Origin of the sequence: Clostridium sp. AM33-3 (genome assembly GCF_003480315.1) — a bacterium.
Classification (GTDB): Bacteria; Bacillota; Clostridia; order Lachnospirales; family Lachnospiraceae; genus Brotaphodocola.
Window position 1 is genome coordinate 143,755 of sequence record NZ_QUIV01000008.1, and the last position, 735, is coordinate 144,489.

Sequence of the window (735 nt, forward strand, 5' to 3'; positions counted from 1 at the left end):
CCCTTCTCATCTGATGAAAAGAATTTATTCTATCTTCACAAATGCCTTTCGCTCTTTCTAAAACATATCTTACTGCAATAGAAAAGCGTCCTCTGCTTTTATACAGGGACGCTTTTCTATTACCAGTCATCTATTTTTCTAGCGAGTCCTGTCGGTATAAACCACCACATAACTAATAAAATTATAAGTATTACATCCGCTACCTTCCCTAAAAATTGCAAAGGAATCATAGCAAATCCTATAATAGGTAACGTTAATACTTGGATTATATATTGTACTAATTCCCCCAATGAGAAAGAGCCAAAAAACTTCGGCGGCGGATCGTCATAAGGAAATTTTTCACGAAAATCATAAGGATAGAGTAAATGTTTAATATACAATACGACTGCAGTAATTATAACACATTCCGGGTAAAACATTATATATTTCATATTCCGTTATATCCCCGCATAGTCAGAAAAGCGCAGTGCGTACCTGCCACTATAGCCGTACTGTAACGATAACCACGCCACATAATTAAAAAAATCTGTATATGTTTCGATGTCTTCATAGACATTCATAATTTGTCCGGTTGTACTTTTTACTTCAAAAATTTTGTCCATACCTGTCCTCCCACATATAATACTCATATTCCTTATTTTATTATAACATTATTTGTTATAGTTGCAATGGTGGTGCCTACTATATGCAAGGAATATCTAATCATACTTATCAGGATCTGATTCAGGATCTATC

The 735-nt window shown here is 34.3% G+C and carries 2 protein-coding genes; both read right to left on the bottom strand.

The genetic code is table 11. The features are described 5' to 3' along the window. Positions 1-119 precede the first annotated feature (119 nt). Positions 120-431, bottom strand: coding sequence for a hypothetical protein (locus DW819_RS06905; RefSeq protein ID WP_118468855.1), 312 nt, complete (start codon positions 429-431; stop codon positions 120-122). A gap of 6 nt (positions 432-437) precedes the next feature. Continuing rightward, positions 438-602, bottom strand: a complete 165-nt coding sequence (locus DW819_RS15635) for a hypothetical protein (RefSeq protein ID WP_154106756.1) — start codon at positions 600-602, stop codon at positions 438-440. Positions 603-735 lie beyond the last annotated feature (133 nt).

Bases quoted from the DNA above. Each gene is read 5' to 3' on its own strand.
- DW819_RS06905 (WP_118468855.1), bottom strand. From the start codon at position 431: ATGAAATATATAATGTTTTACCCGGAATGTGTTATAATTACTGCAGTC.
- DW819_RS15635 (WP_154106756.1), bottom strand. From the start codon at position 602: ATGGACAAAATTTTTGAAGTAAAAAGTACAACCGGACAAATTATGAAT.